The sequence below is a fragment of the Stenotrophomonas sp. MYb238 genome (genome assembly GCF_009496535.1).
Classification (GTDB): domain Bacteria; phylum Pseudomonadota; class Gammaproteobacteria; order Xanthomonadales; family Xanthomonadaceae; genus Stenotrophomonas.
The window spans coordinates 73,603-92,603 of record NZ_WIDL01000014.1 but is presented as its reverse complement, the minus strand read 5'-3'; the positions used below and the strand labels follow the sequence as shown (position 1 = coordinate 92,603).

The 19,001-nt window shown below is 70.8% G+C and carries 15 protein-coding genes; 3 read left to right on the top strand and 12 right to left on the bottom strand.

From position 1 onward, the window contains the following. Positions 1–25: 25 nt before the first annotated feature. The 9 genes from CQ393_RS11025 to CQ393_RS10985 form a co-directional block, all read right to left on the bottom strand. A complete protein-coding gene (locus CQ393_RS11025; RefSeq protein WP_153191592.1) occupies positions 26–1,759 on the bottom strand; it encodes a carboxypeptidase regulatory-like domain-containing protein in 1,734 nt (577 codons plus the stop codon). Further along, positions 1,756–3,900: a hypothetical protein gene (locus CQ393_RS11020; protein ID WP_153191591.1), complete on the bottom strand. Its 2,145-nt coding sequence runs from the start codon at positions 3,898–3,900 to the stop codon at positions 1,756–1,758. Before CQ393_RS11020 ends, CQ393_RS11025 begins: the two co-directional genes overlap by 4 nt. Continuing rightward, positions 3,897–5,057, bottom strand: a complete 1,161-nt coding sequence (locus CQ393_RS11015) for a BatA domain-containing protein (protein ID WP_153191590.1) — start codon at positions 5,055–5,057, stop codon at positions 3,897–3,899. Before CQ393_RS11015 ends, CQ393_RS11020 begins: the two co-directional genes overlap by 4 nt. Beyond that, on the bottom strand, positions 5,054–5,956 hold the full coding sequence (locus tag CQ393_RS11010; protein WP_153191589.1) for a DUF58 domain-containing protein: 903 nt from the start codon (positions 5,954–5,956) through the stop codon (positions 5,054–5,056). Before CQ393_RS11010 ends, CQ393_RS11015 begins: the two co-directional genes overlap by 4 nt. Positions 5,957–5,975: 19 nt before the next feature. Beyond that, a complete protein-coding gene (locus tag CQ393_RS11005; RefSeq protein ID WP_153191588.1) occupies positions 5,976–6,965 on the bottom strand; it encodes a MoxR family ATPase in 990 nt (329 codons plus the stop codon). Between the two features lie 16 nt (positions 6,966–6,981). Continuing rightward, a complete protein-coding gene (locus CQ393_RS11000; protein WP_306767958.1) occupies positions 6,982–7,656 on the bottom strand; it encodes a DUF4159 domain-containing protein in 675 nt (224 codons plus the stop codon). Positions 7,657–7,936: 280 nt separating this feature from the next. Then, entirely contained in the window at positions 7,937–9,271 is a 1,335-nt protein-coding gene (locus CQ393_RS10995; protein WP_153191587.1) for a TldD/PmbA family protein, read from the bottom strand. Positions 9,272–9,293: 22 nt separating this feature from the next. After that, the gene (locus CQ393_RS10990; RefSeq protein ID WP_194269648.1) at positions 9,294–10,928 is read right to left on the bottom strand and encodes a TldD/PmbA family protein; all 1,635 of its coding nucleotides are present in this window, start codon (positions 10,926–10,928) and stop codon (positions 9,294–9,296) included. Between the two features lie 172 nt (positions 10,929–11,100). Further along, positions 11,101–12,000 (bottom strand): LysR family transcriptional regulator, encoded by a 900-nt coding sequence (locus CQ393_RS10985; protein ID WP_153191585.1) that lies wholly within the window; start codon positions 11,998–12,000, stop codon positions 11,101–11,103. Between the two features lie 103 nt (positions 12,001–12,103). On the opposite strand from CQ393_RS10985, the gene CQ393_RS10980 reads away from it, so the two are divergent. Then, entirely contained in the window at positions 12,104–12,877 is a 774-nt protein-coding gene (locus tag CQ393_RS10980) for an SDR family oxidoreductase (protein ID WP_153191584.1), read from the top strand. 95 nt (positions 12,878–12,972) lie between these two features. On the opposite strand, the gene CQ393_RS10975 is transcribed toward CQ393_RS10980, so the two are convergent. Continuing rightward, a complete protein-coding gene (locus CQ393_RS10975; RefSeq protein ID WP_153191583.1) occupies positions 12,973–14,601 on the bottom strand; it encodes a TldD/PmbA family protein in 1,629 nt (542 codons plus the stop codon). A gap of 151 nt (positions 14,602–14,752) precedes the next feature. Between CQ393_RS10975 and CQ393_RS10970 the strand changes: the two genes are divergently transcribed. Together CQ393_RS10970 and CQ393_RS10965 are read left to right on the top strand one after the other, a co-directional pair. Beyond that, the gene (locus CQ393_RS10970) at positions 14,753–15,397 is read left to right on the top strand and encodes a DUF938 domain-containing protein (RefSeq protein WP_153191582.1); all 645 of its coding nucleotides are present in this window, start codon (positions 14,753–14,755) and stop codon (positions 15,395–15,397) included. A gap of 34 nt (positions 15,398–15,431) precedes the next feature. After that, positions 15,432–17,330 carry a peptidase M61 gene (locus tag CQ393_RS10965; RefSeq protein WP_228114466.1) on the top strand — a complete coding sequence of 633 codons (1,899 nt, stop codon included), beginning with the start codon at positions 15,432–15,434 and terminating at the stop codon, positions 17,328–17,330. 51 nt (positions 17,331–17,381) lie between these two features. On the opposite strand, the gene CQ393_RS10960 is transcribed toward CQ393_RS10965, so the two are convergent. Further along, a complete protein-coding gene (locus CQ393_RS10960; protein WP_153191581.1) occupies positions 17,382–18,701 on the bottom strand; it encodes a type II toxin-antitoxin system HipA family toxin in 1,320 nt (439 codons plus the stop codon). A 3-nt stretch (positions 18,702–18,704) separates the two neighbouring features. Then, entirely contained in the window at positions 18,705–18,962 is a 258-nt protein-coding gene (locus CQ393_RS10955) for a helix-turn-helix domain-containing protein (protein WP_153191580.1), read from the bottom strand. Positions 18,963–19,001 lie beyond the last annotated feature (39 nt).

Sequence of the window (19,001 nt, the reverse complement as noted above, 5' to 3'; positions counted from 1 at the left end):
CGCCGGATGCGCCGCGGCGGTGCCGTCACGCGGTGACGGGCCGCCTGCGTTCCAGCCACCACAGCAGGCCTGCCACCAGCACGAAACCCAGCAGCCACGGCCAGCGCGGGCCGGACACCGGCAGCGCGGTAGTGCCGGCAGTCCCGGTGCCGCCGCGCAGGGCCGACGTGGCTTCGCGGGTGGCCTGTGCGTGCAGGGCGCGTGCGCCGGCCGGGTCGATGACCCGCACGCCGGCAGCGGCGTCGCCGGCGACGACGCGGTGCCAGCCGGCCTGTCGCGGCCACCAGCCGCCGCAGTTGCCGGCGCGCGGATCGGTCACCAGCGTGGTGGTGCCGCCATCGGGCGCTTCGATCCGCGCGCCATCGGGCAGCCCGCACAGCGCGGTGCGTTCGCCGGCCCAGGCCCAGGCTGGCACCCGGGCCAGCGGCGATGCCGGCAGCGGCCGCGCCAGCGTCGCCAGCACGCGGTTCCACAGTTCGGCATGGGCGTCGGCGTGGCCGGCGAGCACCAGGGCGTAGCTGTCGGCGACCGGCAGCACGCCGACGCGCCCGCGGCCGACGGCGCGCCAGCCGCCGATCGCGCTGCCGTCGGCGGCGCGCAGCAGCGGCACCACGCCGGTGTCGGCGAACGCCAGGTCGAAGCGCTCGATGTCCAGCGGCGCCGGCGCGGTGCCTTCGCCGCTGGCGGCATCGGCATCGCGCAGCTTCACCGTGGCGGTCCGCTCGCCGCCGCGCGCGTCCAGCCCCCATTCGCGCAGGATGCGGCGGGCGTTGCTATCGAGCGCGCCGCCCATGCGCACCAGCACGCCAAGGCCTTCGTGCATGGCCGCGGCGATGGCCGCGCGCTGCGCCGACGACAGCGCGGCCAGACGGCGTTCGTCGAGCAGCAGCAGGTCGAGCCTGGCGAGGCTGGCCGCGTCGATGGCCTGCGGCGCGTCGCCCAGCTGCACGCCGCCGCCGACGCTGATGCCGGTCTGCAGGGTTGCGCCGGTGTCGGCGGCCCAGCGCTGCAGGTATTTCAGTTCCGGCCCGGGTGCGCCGGCGAGCAGGCGCAGCGCGGGCGCGGGTACCGCCTGCACGCGCACGGGCACCGGCAACCGGTCGAGCACCTTGCCGTCGCCGTTGAGCGCACGCAGGGCGAATTCGACGTCGCCGGCATCACGTGCGCTGGCGGCCAGGCGCACGCGGCCATCGTTGCCGGGCGTGGCGATGGCGACGCGATGCCCGGCCGGATCGAGCAGTTCCACCCGCGCCTGCGGCAGGCCCTGCACGCGCGTGCCGACCTCGAAATGCGCGCCCGCGGCGAGCGGTGGCGGTGCCAGCAGTTCGACCAGTCCGCGCGGGGCGGCGCCGGCATGGAAGCGCAGCGGCGGTGCCGCGGTATCGCGGTCGCGCGCCGGCAGGCCCTGGCCGACGACGACGAGTTCGCGCGTGCCCGGATGCCGGCGCAGCGCGGTGGCCAGATCCGGCACCCGGTCCACGCCCGTCAGTGCCGTCGCTTCCGGCAGGCGCAGCCGTACGGCGGCGGGAACGGCCGCCAGGTCCGCCGCGGTCGCGCCGGCGGTGGCGACCAGCAGCGTACCGGCAGGCACGGCGTGCCGCGGCGGGAACAGGGTCAGCGCGAGCAGCGCCGCCGCCGCCAGTTGCAGCGCCAGCAGCACGCCCAGGCGTGCGAGCGGCGGCCGCGGCGGCAGGCACAGGCGCAGGCTGGCGAGCAGCACGGCCAGGGCGATGAGGGCCAGGGGCAGCCAGAAGATCATCGTGCGCTCTCCCGTGGCGCGGCCAGCGCGTCCAGATAGCGGCGGCCCATGGCGTCGGCGGCGTCGCGTCGCGGCGGGGGGCCGGGCGCGCGCGACAGCGCCGGCCACAGCTGGTCGCGCAGGCGCTGCCGGCAGGCGCGACAACCGGGTTGCTGGCGCAGGTCGTCGATGGCGGCGGCGAGGTCGAGCGGATCGGGCACGGCCTGCGGATGCGCGTCGAGCCAGCGCGACAGCGCATCCAGGTCCACCGCCGCGTCCGCCGTCGCCAGCGCGCGCCAGACGTCGGCGGGCGTGGCGTCGCCGCCGGCGCGTGGCGGCAGCTGCAGGCCGCGGTTGCCCAGGCCCTCGCGCTTGCCGCCCATGCGTCGCGCCATGTCGATCGGCGGCAGCTCGGGGCCGACCCGCGCCAGGTAGACGCGTTCGGCCTGCTGTACCTGCTTGATGAACCCCAGCGCCTTGTAGGCGTAGGGCAGCGCCTTGTCGGGATGGCCCTGGCGCAGCTGGCCTTCGGACTGCCACATCTGGTCGAGCGCGGCCTTGAGGATGGCGCGGGTCTGCGGATCGAGCAGGGTGGCGGCCTCGGCGTGGTCGTGGGTGTGGCCGTATTCGGCGAGCACGTCGGTGGCGCTGCCGAAGGCCGGGGCGGCGCCTGCGTTGCCGGCCTGTTCGTGGCCGTGGTCGTGGCCGTCGTCGTGCGCGTGGTCGTCGGCCGGTGCGTCGCCGGTGGGCAGGTGATCGCCGGTCGGCGGTGGCTTGGCGCCGCCTTCGGCCTCCTCGCCGAGGAACTGGCCGTAGCGCAGGCGCAGGATGCGCTGGTCCACGCCGATGGCGTCCGAACGGCGGGGGAAGGTATCGGCATCGAGCGCGCCGCGCTGTTTCAGCAGCGCCTCGGCGTCGAGGATGATCTGGCGCTGGCTGCGGAAATAGGCCGGCATCACTTTCTTGATCGCGCCTTCCAGGTCGCTGGTCTGCACCTCCTGCTCGCTGGGCAGGCGCAGGATCAGGCTGGGGCTGCGCGCCTGCTGCGGCTGCGGCGCGCGGTTGTCGCGCACGGTCAGGCGCGCGACCACTTCGTCGCCGGGGCCGACGCCCAGCGCGCCCAGGTCGACGTCATGGGCGAAGCGGCGGGCGGTGGCGGTGCCGCCGCCGGCCAGTTCGACGCGACGCTGCTGGAAGTCGATGTTCTCGCCGCTGCCCTTGGCGGTGGTGAGCTCCAGCAGCGCGCCGGCGGCGACGCCGAAGTCGTCGCTGGCCTCGAAGCGCAGCGGCCAGCGGCGCTGGCGCGGCGCGGCCTGGCTGAGCGTCTGCGCCGGTTCGATCACCTTCACCTGCGGCGGCCGGTCCGGCACCACCTCCAGCCGCCATGCGCGCCCGGCCTCGGCCAGCGCGGGTTCGGCGACGATGCGGTACAGGCCGGAGCGCTGCAGGGTTTCGCCGGCCTGCCAGCGGTCGCCGTCGCGTTGCAGCGGCAGGCGGCGGCCATCGTGGAACTGCAGCCACGCCCGTTGCGGCTGCGGCGCGAACCGCAGCTGCCAGTGCAGGCGGCTGCCCTGCAGGGCGCGCGCGTCGAGCTTCTCGCCGGCGCTGGTGGGTTGGCCGGTGTAGGCCGGCGGCGTCACTTCGAGGCGGGCGCCGCGCAGTGCGGGCGGTGTCGTCACTGCGGAATGTACGGCGCCTCCATCGCGGACATCCGCGGTAGCCATTCCCGCATCGCGCGGCCACAGCATGGCGGCGACCGCGACCAGCAGTGCGATGCCGGAGCACGCGAGCAGGCGCGGCCACGGCCAGCGCGGACGCAGGTCGGGCGGCGTCGCGCGCAGGCGTTGCTCGATGCGCGCGCGCTGGCGCCGCTGCAGCGGATTCAGCGTTTCCGGCGTGGCGAACAGCAGGTCCGCGCTGTCCTCGAAGCGCGGCTGCTCATCCAGGCGCGCGACCAGCCAGCGCGCATCCAGCCGCCGCGCGCGCCAGGTGGCCAGACCCGCGGCGGCGAGCAGCGCGAGCGTGAGCGCGACGCTGCCGGCATCGAAGCCGGCCATGCGCATGGCGAGCAGGCCGAGCGCCAGCGCTAGCGGCACGCCGCCGGCCAGCGCGATCAGCACCACCCGGCGCCGCGCGCTGCGCAGCAATGCCTGCGGGTTCATGCCTGCCCCCGGCGCCGGCGCGCGCTGGCCATCCAGCGTTCCAGCAGGAACAGCAGGGCGATGGCCGCGGCCAGCCACGGCACGGGTTCGTACGCCGGCTGCGGCCATGCGGCGGCGCCGCTATCCGGTTGCATGGCCGTCGCCCATGCACGCGTGGGCGCGGGTGGTGCCTGCAACAGGTCGCGCAGGCGCTGCGGGAAACCTGCATCCAGCAGGACGGGCATTGCTGCCGGCTGCAGCGGTGCGGCCCAGCGCAGCCATTGCGCGTGGGTGCCATCGAGCTGCTCGATCACCGTTGCGCCACTGTCGTCGCGCCACAACGGCAGGCGCTGCGTGGAACTGGGCAACGGCGTGCGGGCATCGACCAGCAGCCGGCCGCCATCGCGTGCCCACGCCTGTACTGCCTCGGGAACCGGTCTGGCCGAGAGCCAGACGCGCACGCCATCGTCGTCGTCGAAGGGGCGGTCGTCGCCGGCGATGTCCATCGGCGTGGCGGCGTTCCACGCCTGGCCGACGGCACGCAGCCAGGGCAGGGCGGCGGCGCCGGCGTCGTCGTGGCGGATGTGCAGGCGCGGTGTCGCCGTAGCGGCAGTGGCAGTGGCGCCGGTGGCCGACGGCGCGGTCTCGACCACCTCCCAGCGCACCGCGCGCGACAGCTGCGGCCGCTGCGCGTCCAGCCCGTCCAGCACCGACGGCACGACCACGGTGAGCGGTGCCGTGGCCGGCAGCGACGCATCCAGCTCGCGCAGCAGGCTGGCGACCGATTGCGGGGGCGAAGCGGCGGCGGGTGCGTCGAGCGCGGGGAAACCCGGCGCCAGCCACAGCCACCGCGCCTGGTCCGCAGCGACGGCAGTGCGCGCGGCGGCAAGGTCCACGCCGGGCACCACGGCGACGCGCGGCGCGACATCTTCGACGCCTTCCAGCGCCGGCCGCGCCAGCAGCACCGCCAGCAGCGCGAGCAGCAGCAGCCGCACCAGCAGCAGCGGCCAGTCGTCGAAGCGGATGCGCCGGCGCGGGCGCGGCCTGGCCGACAGCCAGCGCAGCGCGGCGAAGTCGACCAGCCGCTGCTCGTCGCGCCGCGCCAGGTGGATCAACAATGGCAGCAGCAACGCCGCCAGCGCGGCCAGCCCCGCCGGGAACAGCCACACCAGGCTCATGCGCCGTTGCCTCCACGGCGAGCGGACAGCCGTTGCAGCGGGGCGTCGATGGCTTCGTCGAGGAAGCCGGTGTCGTGGCGGATGCCGGCGGCCTGCAGGCGCGCATCCAGCGTGCGCCGCGCCTCGGCGAAGCGGGCCAGGTAGTTGGCGCGTACCGTCGCACCGTCGCTGAGCAGCTCGTCGCCGGTTTCCGGGTCGCGGAAACGGTGGCCATCGCGGAACGGGAAGTCGCGCTCCTCGGCGGTCAGCAGCTGCAGGTGCACGACGTCGCGGCCGGCCCTGGCCAGGCGCTCGGCCAATGCGACCGCATCCTCGTCGAAGCCGTCGCCGATCATCACCACCAGGTCGTTGGCGGCGATGCGTTCCCACACCGGTGCCAGCCGTTCCTGCGCCGGCCACCGGCCCTGCGCGCGCAGCGCGTGCAGCTGCAGATGCAGGCGGTCGCGCTGGCGCAGGCCATGGCCGGCCGGCACCAGGCGCACGCCGTCGCCGCCGATGGCGACCAGGCCGAAGGCATCGCCCTGCTGCAACGCCAGTTCGACTACGCAGGCGGCCAGCGCGCTGGCCGCCTGCAGGCGGGTCCAGTCGCGTCGCGCCTGGTCGGCCTGCGCCATCGAGGCGGTGGTGTCGAGCAGCAGCCACACGGTGAGCGGGCTTTCGCGCTCGGATTCGCGCACGAAGAAGCGGTCCGAGCGCGCGTAGAGCTTCCAGTCGATCTGGCGCAGTTCGTCGCCGGGCTCGTAGGCGCGGTACTGCGCGAACTCCAGCCCGGCGCCGCGGCTGCGGCTGGCGTGCATGCCGATGCCGCGGCTGCCGCTGGCCCGTTGCGGCAACAGCCGCAGGCCGCGCAGGCGGCTGCGCACGTCGGCGGGAATCAGCGGTGGCGCGGTGGCGGCCAAGGCGAATGCAGGGGGTGGGTCAGGCCGGGTACGGCACCGCGCGCAGCAGCGCGGCGATCACGTCGTCGGCGTTCTTCTGCTCGGCCTCGGCGGCGAAGGACAGCAGCAGGCGATGGCGCATCACCGGCGCGGCCAGCGCCTGCACGTCCTCGCGGGTGGCGGCGAAGCGGCCGTGCAGCAGTGCGCGCGCCTTCGACGCCAGCACCAGCGACTGCCCGGCGCGTGGGCCTGCGCCCCATTTGATCCAGTTGTTCACCTCGGCAGGCGCACCGTCGCCCGGTCGGCTGGCGCGCACCAGCCGGGTGGTCCAGGTCAGCAGGTCGGCGCCGACGTGCACCTCGCGCACTGCGGCCTGCAATGCCTTCACCGCCTCGGCGTCCATCACCTTCGGCACCGCGCCGCCACCGCTGCCGGTGGTCTGCGCGAGGATGTCGCGTTCCTCGGCCTCGCTGGGGTAATCCACGCGCACGTGCAGCAGGAAGCGGTCCAGCTGCGCTTCCGGCAGCGGATAGGTGCCGGCCTGTTCGATCGGGTTCTGCGTGGCCAGCACGAAGAACGGCGCGGGCAGCGTATGGGTGGTGCCGGCGTAGCTGACGGTGCGTTCCTGCATCGCCTCCAGCAGCGCGGCCTGGGTCTTGGGCGGGGTGCGGTTGAGTTCGTCGGCCAGCAGCAGGTTGGTGAACACCGGCCCCTGCTGGAAGCGGAACGCGCGCTTGCCGGTACCGTGGTCCTCCTCCAGCAGCTCGGTGCCAAGGATGTCGCTGGGCATCAGGTCGGGGGTGAACTGCACGCGCCGGAACTGCAGCTCCAGCGCCTGGCCGAGCGAGCGCACCAGCAGGGTCTTGCCGAGGCCAGGCGCGCCTTCGAGCAGGCAGTGGCCGCCGGCGAGCAGGCCGATCAGCAGTTGCTCGACCACGTCCTGCTGGCCGACCACCGCCTGGGCCAGCGCGCCGCGCAGTTCGCCCAGGCGGGGCAGCAGGGAATCGAGATCGTGGGCGGGGGCGTTCATGCGGTCACCAGTGGGGTCAATGCGTCAGTGCGTACATCACGATGTTCACGCCGAACTTCGTGTTGTCTTCGGCCAGGAAGCGTTTGTTGCGCCAGTCGTAGTCCCATTCGCAGCCGTAGTCCTTGTTGCTGTAGAGCACGCCCAGGCGGCCGTCGATCTCGATGCCCTTGAGGTAGTCGTGCACCAGGTCGTCGCCCCAGCCGTTGAGTTCGAACGCGGTCGCCGGCGGGCCTTCGGGAAACCTGAAGAAGCTGTTGTAGAGCGCATGGGTGTTGGGCAGTTTCTTCAGCGCATTGGCGCCGAAGATGGCGCGCATCTGCGCCTCGAACGAGGTGGCGAACAGGCCGTCGATGTCGTGGTTGCAGTCGTCCACCAGCACGAAGCCGCCGTTGCGCACGTAGCGCTCGAAGTTGCGGCGTTCGTCGGGATTGAACTCGACCAGCTTGTGCCCGGCCAGGTAGCAGAACGGCGCGCGCAGCATCTTCGGGTCGGACAGGGCGATCACGTGTTCGGTCGGATCGACGCGCAGCGTGGTGTAGTCGACCAGCGAGGTGATCAGGTTGGACGGCATGCGCGCGTCCACGTCCCAGTCGCCGGAGTCGTACTTGAGCCGGGTGAACCAGAAGTCGTAGCGGCTGGCCTGCGCGCCCGCCCTTCCGGGCAACGCGGCGGCCACCGCGCCGCCGAGCAGCAGGTGGAGGAATTGCGCACGCGTTAGCCGGGGCTGGGACAAAACGGGAAAGTCTCTGTGGCGCTGAAGCCCCTCTCCCACCGGGAGAGGGGTTGGGGAGAGGGCAGGGGCGAAGCCCTCTCCATGTCTGGTTGCACGAGGCTTTGCCCGTACCCTCATCCGCCCGTTGGGGCACCTGCATCCGGCACATCCCTGCGCCTGGCCCTGCGGGCGGCTTCGCCGTGCAGCTCGGCAATCCTGCCAGGCCGTCTCCCGGAGGGAGAAGGCAAAGGCGGCAGCATCAAACCGCGTCGGAGAGCGAGGTGAAGGTGAAATCGCGCAGCCGCATCGGCGGGATCATCATCACGAAGCTGGATTCGTCGCCGGCCACGCGCACCGGCTTGCCCAGTTCGTCGATGTTGTTGAGCATGATCACCGGCGATTCGTTGAAGCGGAAGTTCTTCACCGGGTGCTTGATCTGGCCGTTCTCAATGTAGAAGGTGCCGTCGCGGGTCAGGCCGGTCAGCAGCACGGTCTGCGGATCGACCATGCGGATGTACCAGGTGCGGGTGAGCAGGATGCCCTTCTGCGTGCCCTTGACCAGTTCGGCGATGGACTTGCTGCCGCCGCTCATCAGCAGGTTGCCCGGCGAGGCCTTGGCGGTCTTGCCCTGCTTCTGCGCCCAGTAGCGCGAGTAGTCCAGGTTCATCACCTTGCCGTTCTCGATGATGGCGATGCGCTCGCGCGGCATGCCCTCGCCGTCCCACGGCAGCACCGGCGCGTCCGGGTGCCACGGATCGGCGTACATGTTCACCTGCGGGTCGTAGACCTGCTCGCCGAGCTTGTTGCCGCCGCCTTTCTTGGACAGGAAGCTGCGGCCTTCGTCGGCCGAGCGCGCGCCGAAGAAATTCATCATGAAGCTGATCAGGCCGGCGGCGGCGGCCGGTTCCAGGATCACCGTGTACTTGCCCGGCTCAAGCGCCTTGGCCTCGGACGATTCGATCGCCTTGCGCTTGGCGACCTCGATTTCCTGCTCGGCATGGAAGGCGGAGGCGTCCTTCAGGTTGCGCCCGACCCAGCCCGACCCGCGGCCGTCCTCGGTGCGCACGGTGCAGGTGTAGTCGAACGAGGTGGTCCGCTGGTAGCCGAAGTTGCCGTTGCTGTTGGCGATGGCGACGAAGCCGCGGCTGTCCTCCAAGAAGCCGGCGGCGACCAGCCCGTGGCCGCGGCACGGCGCGATCGAGTCGGCGGCGACCCTGGCGCGGAATTCCGGATCGATGGCGGCGGTGGATTCGCTGTAGGTCGGGCTGGGCCTGTAGTCCTGCTTGCCGATGGCCGGCATGAACTCCGGGTTCTCGGGCGCCAGCCTGGCCAGGTCCTCGGCGCGGCGTACCACGCGTTCCAGCGAGGCGTCGTCGAACTCGTTGATCGAGGCGGTGCCCACGCGCTTGCCGAAGGCGACCTGCACGGCCAGTTGGGCGTTGTTGACCATGCCGCTGGTGGAGACGTTGTTCAGCGCGAAGCGGATGTTGCCGTCGATGGAGCCGGCCAGCGTCGCGGTGCATTCGTCGGCCTTGGACAGCGCGATGACCTTGTCCAGGATGGCCTTGGCTTCCTGTTCGGTGAAGATGCTCATTGCTCAAGAACTCCTTGGACGGTCAGCCGAGGCTGCGCGCGGTATTGATGACGTTGATGCCGTCGAAACGGGCGGTGGACGAGCCGTGCGACACCGCCGAGACCTGGCCCGGCTGGCCCTTGCCGTCGAAGAACGAGCCGCCCAGGCGGTAGTCGCGTTCGTCGGCCACGGCGCTGCAGGCGTTCCAGAATTCCGGCGTGCGGATCTGGTAGGCCACGTCCTCGAGCATGCGGGTGATCTTGCCGTCCTTGATCTCGTAGAACAGCTGGCCGCCGAACTGCGCGTTGTAGCGTTGCTGGTCGATCGAGAACGAACCGTCGCCGATGATGTAGATGCCGTTCTCCACGTCCTTGACCAGGTCGGCCACGCTCAGCGGGGCCTTGCCCGGCGCCATCGACACGTTGGCCATGCGCTGGAACTGCACGCTCGACCACGAGTCGGCATAGCAGCAGCCGTCGGACTCGGTCTTGCCGAGGATGTGGGCCTGGTCGCGGATGGTCTGGTAATCGACCAGCTTGCCGTCGCTGATCAGCGGCCAGCGCTTGGTCTTCACGCCTTCGTCGTCGTAGCCGACCGCGCCGAGGCTGCCCGGCTGGACCTTGTCGGCGAAGATGTTGACCTTGTCGCTGCCGTACTGGAAATGCTGCTCGCGCTTGTCCAGGGTGGCGAAGCTGGTGCCGGCGTAGTTGGCTTCGTAGCCGAGCACGCGGTCCAGTTCCAGCGGGTGGCCGACCGATTCGTGGATGGTCAGCCAGGTGTGCGAGGGGTCCAGCACCAGGTCGTACTTGCCCGGCTTGACCGAGGCGGCGGTGAGCTTCTCCTGGGCATGCTTGGCCGCGGCGACGGCGTCCTCGCGCATGTCGTAGGACATGCCGTAGACGGTCACGCCGTTGGGCAGCACGGTCTTGCCGGAGGCGTCGCCGTCCAGGTACTCGAAGCCCATGCCCATCGGCGCCGACAACCCGCCGCGGGTGCGGAACTTGCCGCTGGCCTTGTCGATGGCGGTCACCGTCATCGGCGCCCAGATGCGGTGCACGTCCTGGTCGATGTAGGAACCGTCGGTGGAGGCGAAATACTTCTGCTCGTTGACCAGGAACAGCATCGAGTTGACGAAGCTGGCGCCGGCGCCGAGCGCGGCGGCATTCACGCCCAGCAGCAGGTCGGCCTTGTCCTTGATCGGCACTTCCATCGCGTTCTTCTTGATCGGCGTGCGCCAGCTGACCTCGCCGAAGCCCGGCGCCTTGGCGAACTGCACCGGCGCGGTCTGCACCTTGGCGTTGGCCTTGGCGATGGCCGCGGCCTGCTGCGCGGCCTTGACCACGCCGGCCGGGCTCAGGTCGTTGGTCGCGGCGAAGCCCCAGGCGCCATTGGCGATCACGCGGATGCCGGCGCCGGTGGACTCGGTGTTGACCACGTTCTGCACCTTGTCCTCGCGGGTGATCACGAACTGGCGCAGGTAGCGGCCGATGCGCACGTCGCAGTAGCTGGCGCCGGCGCCGCGCGCCGCGTTCATCGCATCGTCGGCCAGGCGTTTCTTCAGCGCCGGGTCGAGCGTGGTGAGCAGTTGTTCGGCGGCGATGGCCTTGCCGAAGAACGACGGCACCAGCAGGCCGCCGGCGGTGAGCCCGGTCAGGGCGAGGAAGTCACGTCTTTGCAAGGCTGTTCTCCATGAACGGGATGCGCCTCGCGGCGCGGATGCAACGAACGGCGATGGCTTCGCGGTGCTCCGCGAACCGTTCGATTCTTGCGGGGAGGCGTTTGCAGCGGTAGTGACTTTAGACATAGGCACCGATGCCGGTGCCCCGTTTCCGTCGTCGTCGACGGGCGGGCTATCGCAGCGCCTCGTCCACTACCTGCTGCAGCCACGCCACGAACGCGCGCAGCCGCTGCGACGGGTGCCGGCGGTGCGGGTACAGCAGGTGCATCGGCAGCGGATCGGCGCGGTGGCCGGGCATCACCTCGACCAGGGCGCCGCTGGCCAGCTCGCGGCGTACGTCGTAGGCCGGGATCTGGATCAGCCCCAGCCCGGCGATGCAGCAGGCGATGTAGGCCTCGGCGCTGTTGACGGTGACGCGCCCGCGCAGCGGCTGCTCGTGCAGCACTCCTTCCTCGCGCCATTCCCAGGGTTCGACCCGGCCGTTGCCGGGCGAGGCGTAGAGCACGCCCCAGTGCGCAGGCAGTTCCCGCGGATGCGCCGGCGTGCCGTGCGCGGCGAGGTAGCCGGCGCTGGCCACGTTGACCAGCGGCAGCTGGCCGAGGCCGCGCGCCACCAGCCGCGAGTCCTGCAGCGGGCCCACCCGCAGCGCGCAGTCCACGCCGTCCTCGACCAGGTCGATGGCGCGGTCGGTCATGCCCAGCTCGACGTCGATACCCGGGTGCGCGTCGAGGAAGCGCGGCAGCGCCGGCGCCACGATCAACCGCCCGATGCGGCCGGGCACATCCACCCGCAGGCGTCCGCTCAGCGCGTGCGGCGACTGCCGGAACAGCTGCTCGGCCTCGTCCATGTCGGCGATCAGCTGCTGGCTGCGGGCGTGGAACAGCAGGCCGTCCTGGGTCGGCGTGACCTGGCGGGTGGTGCGGTGGAGCAGGCGCGTGCCCAGCCTCTGTTCCAGCGTGCGCACCGCCTCGGAGACGGTGGAGCGCGGCAGGTTCAGCTGGTCGGCGGCGCGGGTGAAGCCCGCGCAGTCCACCACACGGACGAAGATGCGGCAAAGCTCGATGCGGTCCATGGCGATTGTCCGGAATATCCGACAAGTGAGGTCAGGATGTCTGGCTTTATCCGGAATTCCAAGCCGATAGCCTCTGTGGGCATTCCAGCCACAGGAGTTCGCCATGACCGACCATCACATCCACGGCAAGACCGTGCTCATCGCCGGCGGCGCCAAGAACCTGGGCGGCCTGCTCGCCCACGACCTCGCCGCGCACGGCGCCCGCGGCGTCGCCATCCACTACAACAGCATCGCCAGCCGCGGCCAGGCCGAGGCGACCGCGGCCGCGGTGCTCGCCGCCGGCAGCGAGGCGCACCTGTTCCAGGCCGACCTGACCCGCGCCGGGGCGGTCGAAAAGCTGTTCGCCGACGCCCGCCAGGCGATGGGCCGCATCGACATCGCGGTCAACACCGTCGGCAAGGTGCTGAAGAAGCCGATGGCCGAGATCGGCGAAGCCGAGTTCGACGAGATGGACGCGGTGAACAACAAGGCCGCGTTCTTCTTCCTGAAGGAAGCCGGCCGCCACCTCGCCGACAACGGCAGGGTCTGCACGCTGGTGACCTCGCTGCTGGGCGCGTTCACGCCGTTCTATTCCAGTTACGCGGGAACCAAGGCGCCGGTGGAGCACTACACGCGCGCGGCCGCCAAGGAGTTCGGCGAGCGCGGCATCTCGGTGACCGCGATCGGCCCGGGGCCGATGGATACGCCGTTCTTCTACCCGGCCGAAGGCGCCGACGCGGTGGCCTACCACAAGACCGCGGCGGCGCTGTCGCCGTTCTCGCGCACCGGCCTGACCGACATCGAGGACATCGTGCCGTGGATACGCTTCCTGGTATCCGAAGGCTGGTGGATGACCGGGCAGACGATCCTGGTCAATGGCGGCTACACCACGCGCTGAGGCGTCCGCGGACCGCCCGTAGGAGCGCACCTTGGTGCGCGATGAAGCTTTCCCGGTAAATCCCATCGCGCACCAAGGTGCGCTCCTACGGAAGTTCAGCCGAGACTGCGGGCGGTGTTGATGATGTTCACGCCATCGAACCGCGTCGTTGCCGAACCGTGCGACACCGCCGATACCTGCCCCGGCTGGCCCTTGCCGTCGAAGAACGAGCCGCCGAGGCGGAAATCGCGTTCGTCGCAGATGGCCGAGCAGGCATTCCAGAACTCCGGGGTGCGGATCTGGTAGGCGGCATCCTCGACCATGCCGGTGATTTCGCCGTTCCTGATCTGGTAGCAGAGCTGGCCGCCGAACTGCGCGTTGTAGCGCTGCTGGTCGATGGAGTACGAGCCGCGGCCGTGGATGTAGATGCCGTTCTCCACGTCCTTGACCATCTGCGCCGGCGTCAGCGGCGCCTTGCCCGGCGCCAGCGACACGTTGGCCATGCGCTGGAACTGCACGCTCTTCCACGAATCGGCGTAGCTGCAGCCGTGCGAGGCGTCCTCGCCGAGGATGTGCACCTCGTCGCGGGTAGCCTGGTAGTTGACCAGGATGCCGTCCTTCACCAGGTCCCAGCGCCGGCACTTCACGCCCTCGTCGTCGTAGCCCACCGCGCCCAGGCTGTAGGGCTGGGTCTTGTCGGCGGTGAAGTTGACGATGTCGCTGCCCCAGCGGAAACCCGCTTCGCGCTTGTCCAGCGTGGCGAAGCTGGTGCCGGCGTAGTTGGCCTCGTAGCCGAGCACGCGGTCCAGCTCCAGCGGGTGGCCGACGTTCTCGTGGATGGTGAGGAACAGGTTGGACGGGTCCAGCACCAGGTCGTACTTGCCCGGCTTCACCGACGGCGCCTTGAGCTTCTCGCGCGCCTGCTTCGCCGCGGCGATGGCGTCCTCCACCGGGTCGTAGGAGTGGCCGTAGCCGATCACGCCGCCGGGCAGGTGGTACTTGCCGGCGGCGTCGCCATCGAGGAATTCCCAGCCCATGCCGGCCGGCGCCGACAGCCCGTTGCGGGTGCGGAACTTGCCGCTGGCGGTGTCGATGGCGGTGGCGGTGAACGGCAGCCAGATGCGGTGCACGTCCTGGTCGATCCACGAACCGTCGCTGGACGCGAAGTATTTCTGCTCGTTGACCAGGAACAGCTGCGAGTTGATGAAGCTGGCGCCGGCGTTGAGCGCAGCAGCGTTTATCGACAGCAGCAGGTCCACCTTGTCCTTGACCGGCACCGCCATCGCGTTGCGGCGGATCGGCGTCTGCCAGCGCACCTCGCCCACGCCGGGCGTGGGCGCCAGCTGCACCGGCCGGGTCTGGATCTTGGCATTCGCGCGGGCGATGGCCAGCGCCTGCGCCACCGCCGCGGCCACGCCCTGTTCGCTGGACTGGTTGCTGGCGGAGAAGCCCCAGGCGCCATCGACGATCACGCGGATGCCGACGCCGGCCGACTCGCTGTTGGTGACGTTCTGGACCTTGTCCTCGCGGGTGATGATGGCCTGGTTGAGGTAACGACCGATGCGCACGTCGCAGTAGCTGGCGCCGCCCTTCCTGGCCAGCGCCAGCACGGTGTCGGCCAGCGCCTTTTTGCGCGCCGCGTCGGCCGGCGCCAGCAGTTCCTCGGCGGCGATCAGGCGGGCATTGGGCAACATCATGCCGGCGAGGCCGAGGCCGGAAAGCGCGAGGAACTGGCGGCGTTGCATGCGGAACTCCATGGGCGTGGCGATGCGGGCATCGCGCGGGACCCCCGAATCTCGGCCGCGGCGCGGTGCCGGCACAAGTGACCATGGTCATGCGTGGACGCGCCGGCCCTCCGGCACAATCGCCCGCATCACCGGAAGACGCCGCGCCGCCATGACCGCCAAGCCCCACGCCGGGTCCTGCGACCGCAACCGCGAGCCGATCCTGGCGGTGCTGCGGCGCCACCTGGGCGACGCCCGCACCGTGCTGGAGATCGGCAGCGGCACCGGCCAGCACGCGGTGCATTTCGCCGCGGCGATGCCGTGGCTGCGCTGGCAGGCCAGCGACCACCGCGACCACCTGCCCGGCATCAACCAATGGCTGGACGAGGCCGCGCTGCCCAACACGCCGGCGCCGCTGGAACTGCAGGCGGTGGTGGGTAGCGGGCTGCGGCCCCTGCCGCCGGTGCCGCTCGTCGATGGCGAGGCCGGCTTCGATGCGGTGTTCACCGCCAACACGCTGCACATCATGGGCTGGGAGGAGGTGCAGGCGCTGTTCGCCGGGCTGCCGCCGCTGATGGCGCCGGGGGCGCTGTTCATCGCCTACGGGCCGTTCAACCAGGGCGGCGGTTTCAGCAGCGACAGCAACCGCGCCTTCGACGGCTGGCTGAAGGCGCGCGACCCGCGCTCGGGCATCCGCGATTTCGAGGCGGTGGATGCGCTGGCCCGCGCGCAGGGACTGGAGCTGGGCGAGGACGTGGCGATGCCGGCCAACAACCGCACCCTGGTCTGGCGGCGGGCGCCGGCGCGGACCGGCTAGGATGCGGAAACTTCAACGCGGGGCGGGTGGACGGATGCTGGGGCGCAACTGGTTGTTGGCGATGGTGTTGGGCATGGCGCCGCTGGCGTGCGCGCAGGCGCAGGACGGCGACGCGCGGCAGGTGGCGATGCAGGTGCAGGCGCGCTATCCGGGCGTGATCGAGCTGGAGGTGGACGCCAGCGACGTCGAGCGCCGCATCCAGCGCGTGCGCGAACGCATCCCGGTGGCGCCCGGCCCGCTGACCCTGTGGTATCCGCAGTGGATCCCCGGCAACCATGCGCCGACCGGGCCGATCAACCAGATGGCCGGATTGGTGATCCGCGGCAACGGCCAGCCGCTGCAATGGACCCGCGACCCGGGCGACATGTACGCCTTCGGCCTGCAGGTGCCCGATGGCGTGGACGCGCTGGACATCGAGTTCCAGTACCTCTCGCCGACCGCCGCCGACCAGGGCCGGGTGGCGATGACGCCCAACCTGCTCGACCTGCAATGGCATCGCGTGGTGCTGTACCCGGCGGGTTATGACGCGCGCGGCATCCAGGTGAAGCCGGCGCTGCGCCTGCCCGAGGGCTGGCAGAGCGGCACGGCGCTGGACATCGCCCAGCGCGGCGGCGGCACCGAGCACTACACGCCGGTGTCGCTGATGACGCTGGTCGACTCGCCGGTCTACGCCGGGCGCTGGTTCAGGCGCTTCGCCCTCGACGACAGGGCCGCGCAGCCGGTATGGCTGGACGTGGTGGCCGAGAACCCGCAGGCACTGCAGGCCGACCCGAAGGTGCTGGACGCGCACCGCGCGCTGGTGCACGAAGCCGACAAGGTGTTCGGACCGCGCCCCTACACGCGCTACGACTTCCTGCTGGCGGTGTCGGACGTGTTCACCGGCATCGGCCTGGAGCACGCGCAGTCCAGCGAGAACGGCATGCACGACGGCTACCTGCGCGGCGAGCGTCCCTACACCGACAACGACCTGCTGCCGCACGAATATGTGCATGCATGGATCGGCAAGGCGTGGCGCCCGCGCCCGACCTGGGTGCCGCACTACAACGCGCCGATGCACAACGACGAGTTGTGGATGTACGAAGGCCAGACCCAGTACTGGGCGGTGGTGCTGGCCGCGCGCTCGGGCCTGTGGAACCACGACTACGCCATGGCGATGCTGGCGCAGCTGCAGGCCAACTACGCCACCCAGCCGGGGCGGCAATGGCGCGACCTGCACGACACCGTCCACCAGGGCATCCTCGATTTCAATTCGAAACCGCAGGCCTGGGCCGACTGGCAGCGTGCCTTCGAGTTCTACAACGAGAGCACCCTGCTGTGGCTGGGCGTGGACGCGCGGCTGCGCACGCTGTCCAAGGGCAAGCTGGCGCTGGACGATTTCGCCCGCCGCTTCCACCAGGGCGGCGCGCAGGGCGAGATCCGGCTGTACGACCGCGACGACGTGATGCGCGCGCTGGAAGCGGTGCAGCCCGGCGGCTGGGACGCCTTCATCGGCCAGCGCCTGGACGCGCGCGACGGCGGCGCGCCCGACGGCCTGGAAGCCGTGGGCTGGGAGCTGTACTACGACGAAGCGCCGAACCTGGTGGTCGCCGACGGCGAGGCCGATGGCCTGGCCGACCTGCAGTACTCGCTGGGCCTGAAGGCCGGCAGCGACGGCGTGCTGCAATGGGTGGGCTGGGACGGTCCGGCGTTCAGGGCCGGACTGTCCAAGGACGTCACCGTGGTGGCGGTCAACGGCCTGGCCTACAGCGGCGCGCGCCTGAAGCAGGCGGTGACCGACGCCAGGGACGGCACGCCGGTCGAACTGATCGTGCGCCAGGCCGACAGCTTCCGCAGCGTGCGCATCGACTACCGCGACGGCCTGCGCTACCCGCACCTGCGGCGCATCGCCGGCCGTGTGGATCTGTTGACGAAGATTCTTGCGCCGCGGCGTTGAGGTCATTGGCCCGCATGCGCTTGGCGCGGATCGAAGCGCTCCGGGCCGCCGTCAGGCGTCCGGCGTCATCTCCGCCAGGCGCGCCGCGGCTTGCCGCAGGCCCTCGAGGACCGGGGTGGCGACACGATCCGGGAAGCCTGGCGGCAGTGTTGCCTGCACCGCCCGGATGGCCGGCTCGACGCGTTCCAGCAGTTCAACGATCCACGGTTCGGCGCCTTCGGCAACGCCGCAGGCGCGTGCGGTTTCGTTCCAGTGCCTGCGACGGATATGCAGGAGCTGGCGATGCCGGTTCCGGCCGCTCACCGCCATTGCCAGTGCCGCCTTGTGCGGGGAGACGTGATTCGGCCCGTTCCCGAGGATCGGATATGCTGAGATCACGTCGTAGACCGGCGTCAGCCGGAAGCGCCCCGCCGCTTCGATGTGGAGGCTGAAATTCTTGGCGTGCCCGTCGGTAGCGGCCAGCATCCAGAACAGCAGCTGGGTCTTGAAGAAGGTGGCACGGTCCTGCGGCTGCTCCGATTGGCGCAGCAGTTCCATGATCTGCACGATGCCCGGACCGCCATCGCTTTCGTACTTGCGCGAGGAGGGCAGGCCGAACGCCTGGCACATGTCTTCCTGCGGCAGCCGCAGCCACCAGCGGCCGTTGCGGGCAAGCCGGCGGTCGAAGCGCTCCACGATCAAGGCGCGCTGATCGCCGAACTGGCCGATCGAGGTAGCGGCGACAGGGATGCCGAACGCGGCCAGCAGCTGCATGCACAGCCATTCGTTCTCCACCGACAGCTGCATGTCAGCGCGCATGTTCCCTACCAGCCCCAGCGGCAGTTTGAAGATATGCGTGCTGGGCGTGCTGCCGGTGGGAACGCACCAGCGGTCGTCATGGCGCAGGAAGGCGGTCTTTTCCTGCGCGCCGGCAATGGAGATGCGGAACTCGTCATCCACATGCCGGCCCGGCAGCGCGGCGCTGGTGACCGCATGCAGACGGTCCGCCACCTGGGCATCGCTCAATGGCGTGCAATCGATGCGGTGGATGTCTTCCGGCACCACGCCGGGAGGAAGCAGCTGCACGGCGCCCACGCAGTCGCGGCCGATTTCCTGCAGCAGGTCGAACGTGCCGGATGAGCGGATGCCGAAGCGGTCGCGGATGCGGTTGCGGATGACGCCATTGTCGGGCAGCAGGTTGTCGAAGTAATCCGTGACCACCGGGCCGCGGTGGCTTTCACCGGCCGGCAGCAGCGGCAACGACAGCGACAACGGACGCGGCAGTTCGGAGTCCAGCCACGTGGGGAGATAGGTCAGCCGTGGCCCGGTGCGCACGCCCTCCTGCCACGAGGCGACTTCCAGGCCGTTCATCCATACCCGCAACTCGCCCATGGCTCACCACTCCAGGCCGGTATCTGGCGTTTCCTGGCCGCGTGGTTGCAGGGAAACCTCCAAGCCGAGTTCGGCCCATACCCGCATCAGCCGCTCGAAGGTGGCCGCCTCGGGCTCGCGCTCCAGCGCGGTGATGGCTTGCCGGGAAATGCCGAGGCGTTCGCCCAGCTGGGCCTGGCTGAGCCCGGCCTGCCTGCGGAATGCCCGCATCAAGGGGCCCAACTGGTGGGCGGTGCGGAGGGTGTGGCGTTTGTTTGTCATGGCGGACGCCCGAAGCACGAGGTGCCGAGGTAACTTATG

Excerpts from the sequence above, each read along its gene's own strand:
- CQ393_RS11025 (WP_153191592.1), bottom strand. The coding sequence starts at position 1,759 with ATGATCTTCTGGCTGCCCCTGGCCCTCATCGCCCTGGCCGTGCTGCTC.
- CQ393_RS11020 (WP_153191591.1), bottom strand. The coding sequence starts at position 3,900 with ATGAACCCGCAGGCATTGCTGCGCAGCGCGCGGCGCCGGGTGGTGCTG.
- CQ393_RS11015 (WP_153191590.1), bottom strand. The coding sequence starts at position 5,057 with ATGAGCCTGGTGTGGCTGTTCCCGGCGGGGCTGGCCGCGCTGGCGGCG.
- CQ393_RS11005 (WP_153191588.1), bottom strand. The coding sequence starts at position 6,965 with ATGAACGCCCCCGCCCACGATCTCGATTCCCTGCTGCCCCGCCTGGGC.
- CQ393_RS10995 (WP_153191587.1), bottom strand. The coding sequence starts at position 9,271 with ATGAGCATCTTCACCGAACAGGAAGCCAAGGCCATCCTGGACAAGGTC.
- CQ393_RS10985 (WP_153191585.1), bottom strand. The coding sequence starts at position 12,000 with ATGGACCGCATCGAGCTTTGCCGCATCTTCGTCCGTGTGGTGGACTGC.
- CQ393_RS10980 (WP_153191584.1), top strand. The coding sequence starts at position 12,104 with ATGACCGACCATCACATCCACGGCAAGACCGTGCTCATCGCCGGCGGC.
- CQ393_RS10975 (WP_153191583.1), bottom strand. The coding sequence starts at position 14,601 with ATGCAACGCCGCCAGTTCCTCGCGCTTTCCGGCCTCGGCCTCGCCGGC.
- CQ393_RS10970 (WP_153191582.1), top strand. The coding sequence starts at position 14,753 with ATGACCGCCAAGCCCCACGCCGGGTCCTGCGACCGCAACCGCGAGCCG.
- CQ393_RS10965 (WP_228114466.1), top strand. The coding sequence starts at position 15,432 with ATGCTGGGGCGCAACTGGTTGTTGGCGATGGTGTTGGGCATGGCGCCG.
- CQ393_RS10960 (WP_153191581.1), bottom strand. The coding sequence starts at position 18,701 with ATGGGCGAGTTGCGGGTATGGATGAACGGCCTGGAAGTCGCCTCGTGG.
- CQ393_RS10955 (WP_153191580.1), bottom strand. The coding sequence starts at position 18,962 with ATGACAAACAAACGCCACACCCTCCGCACCGCCCACCAGTTGGGCCCC.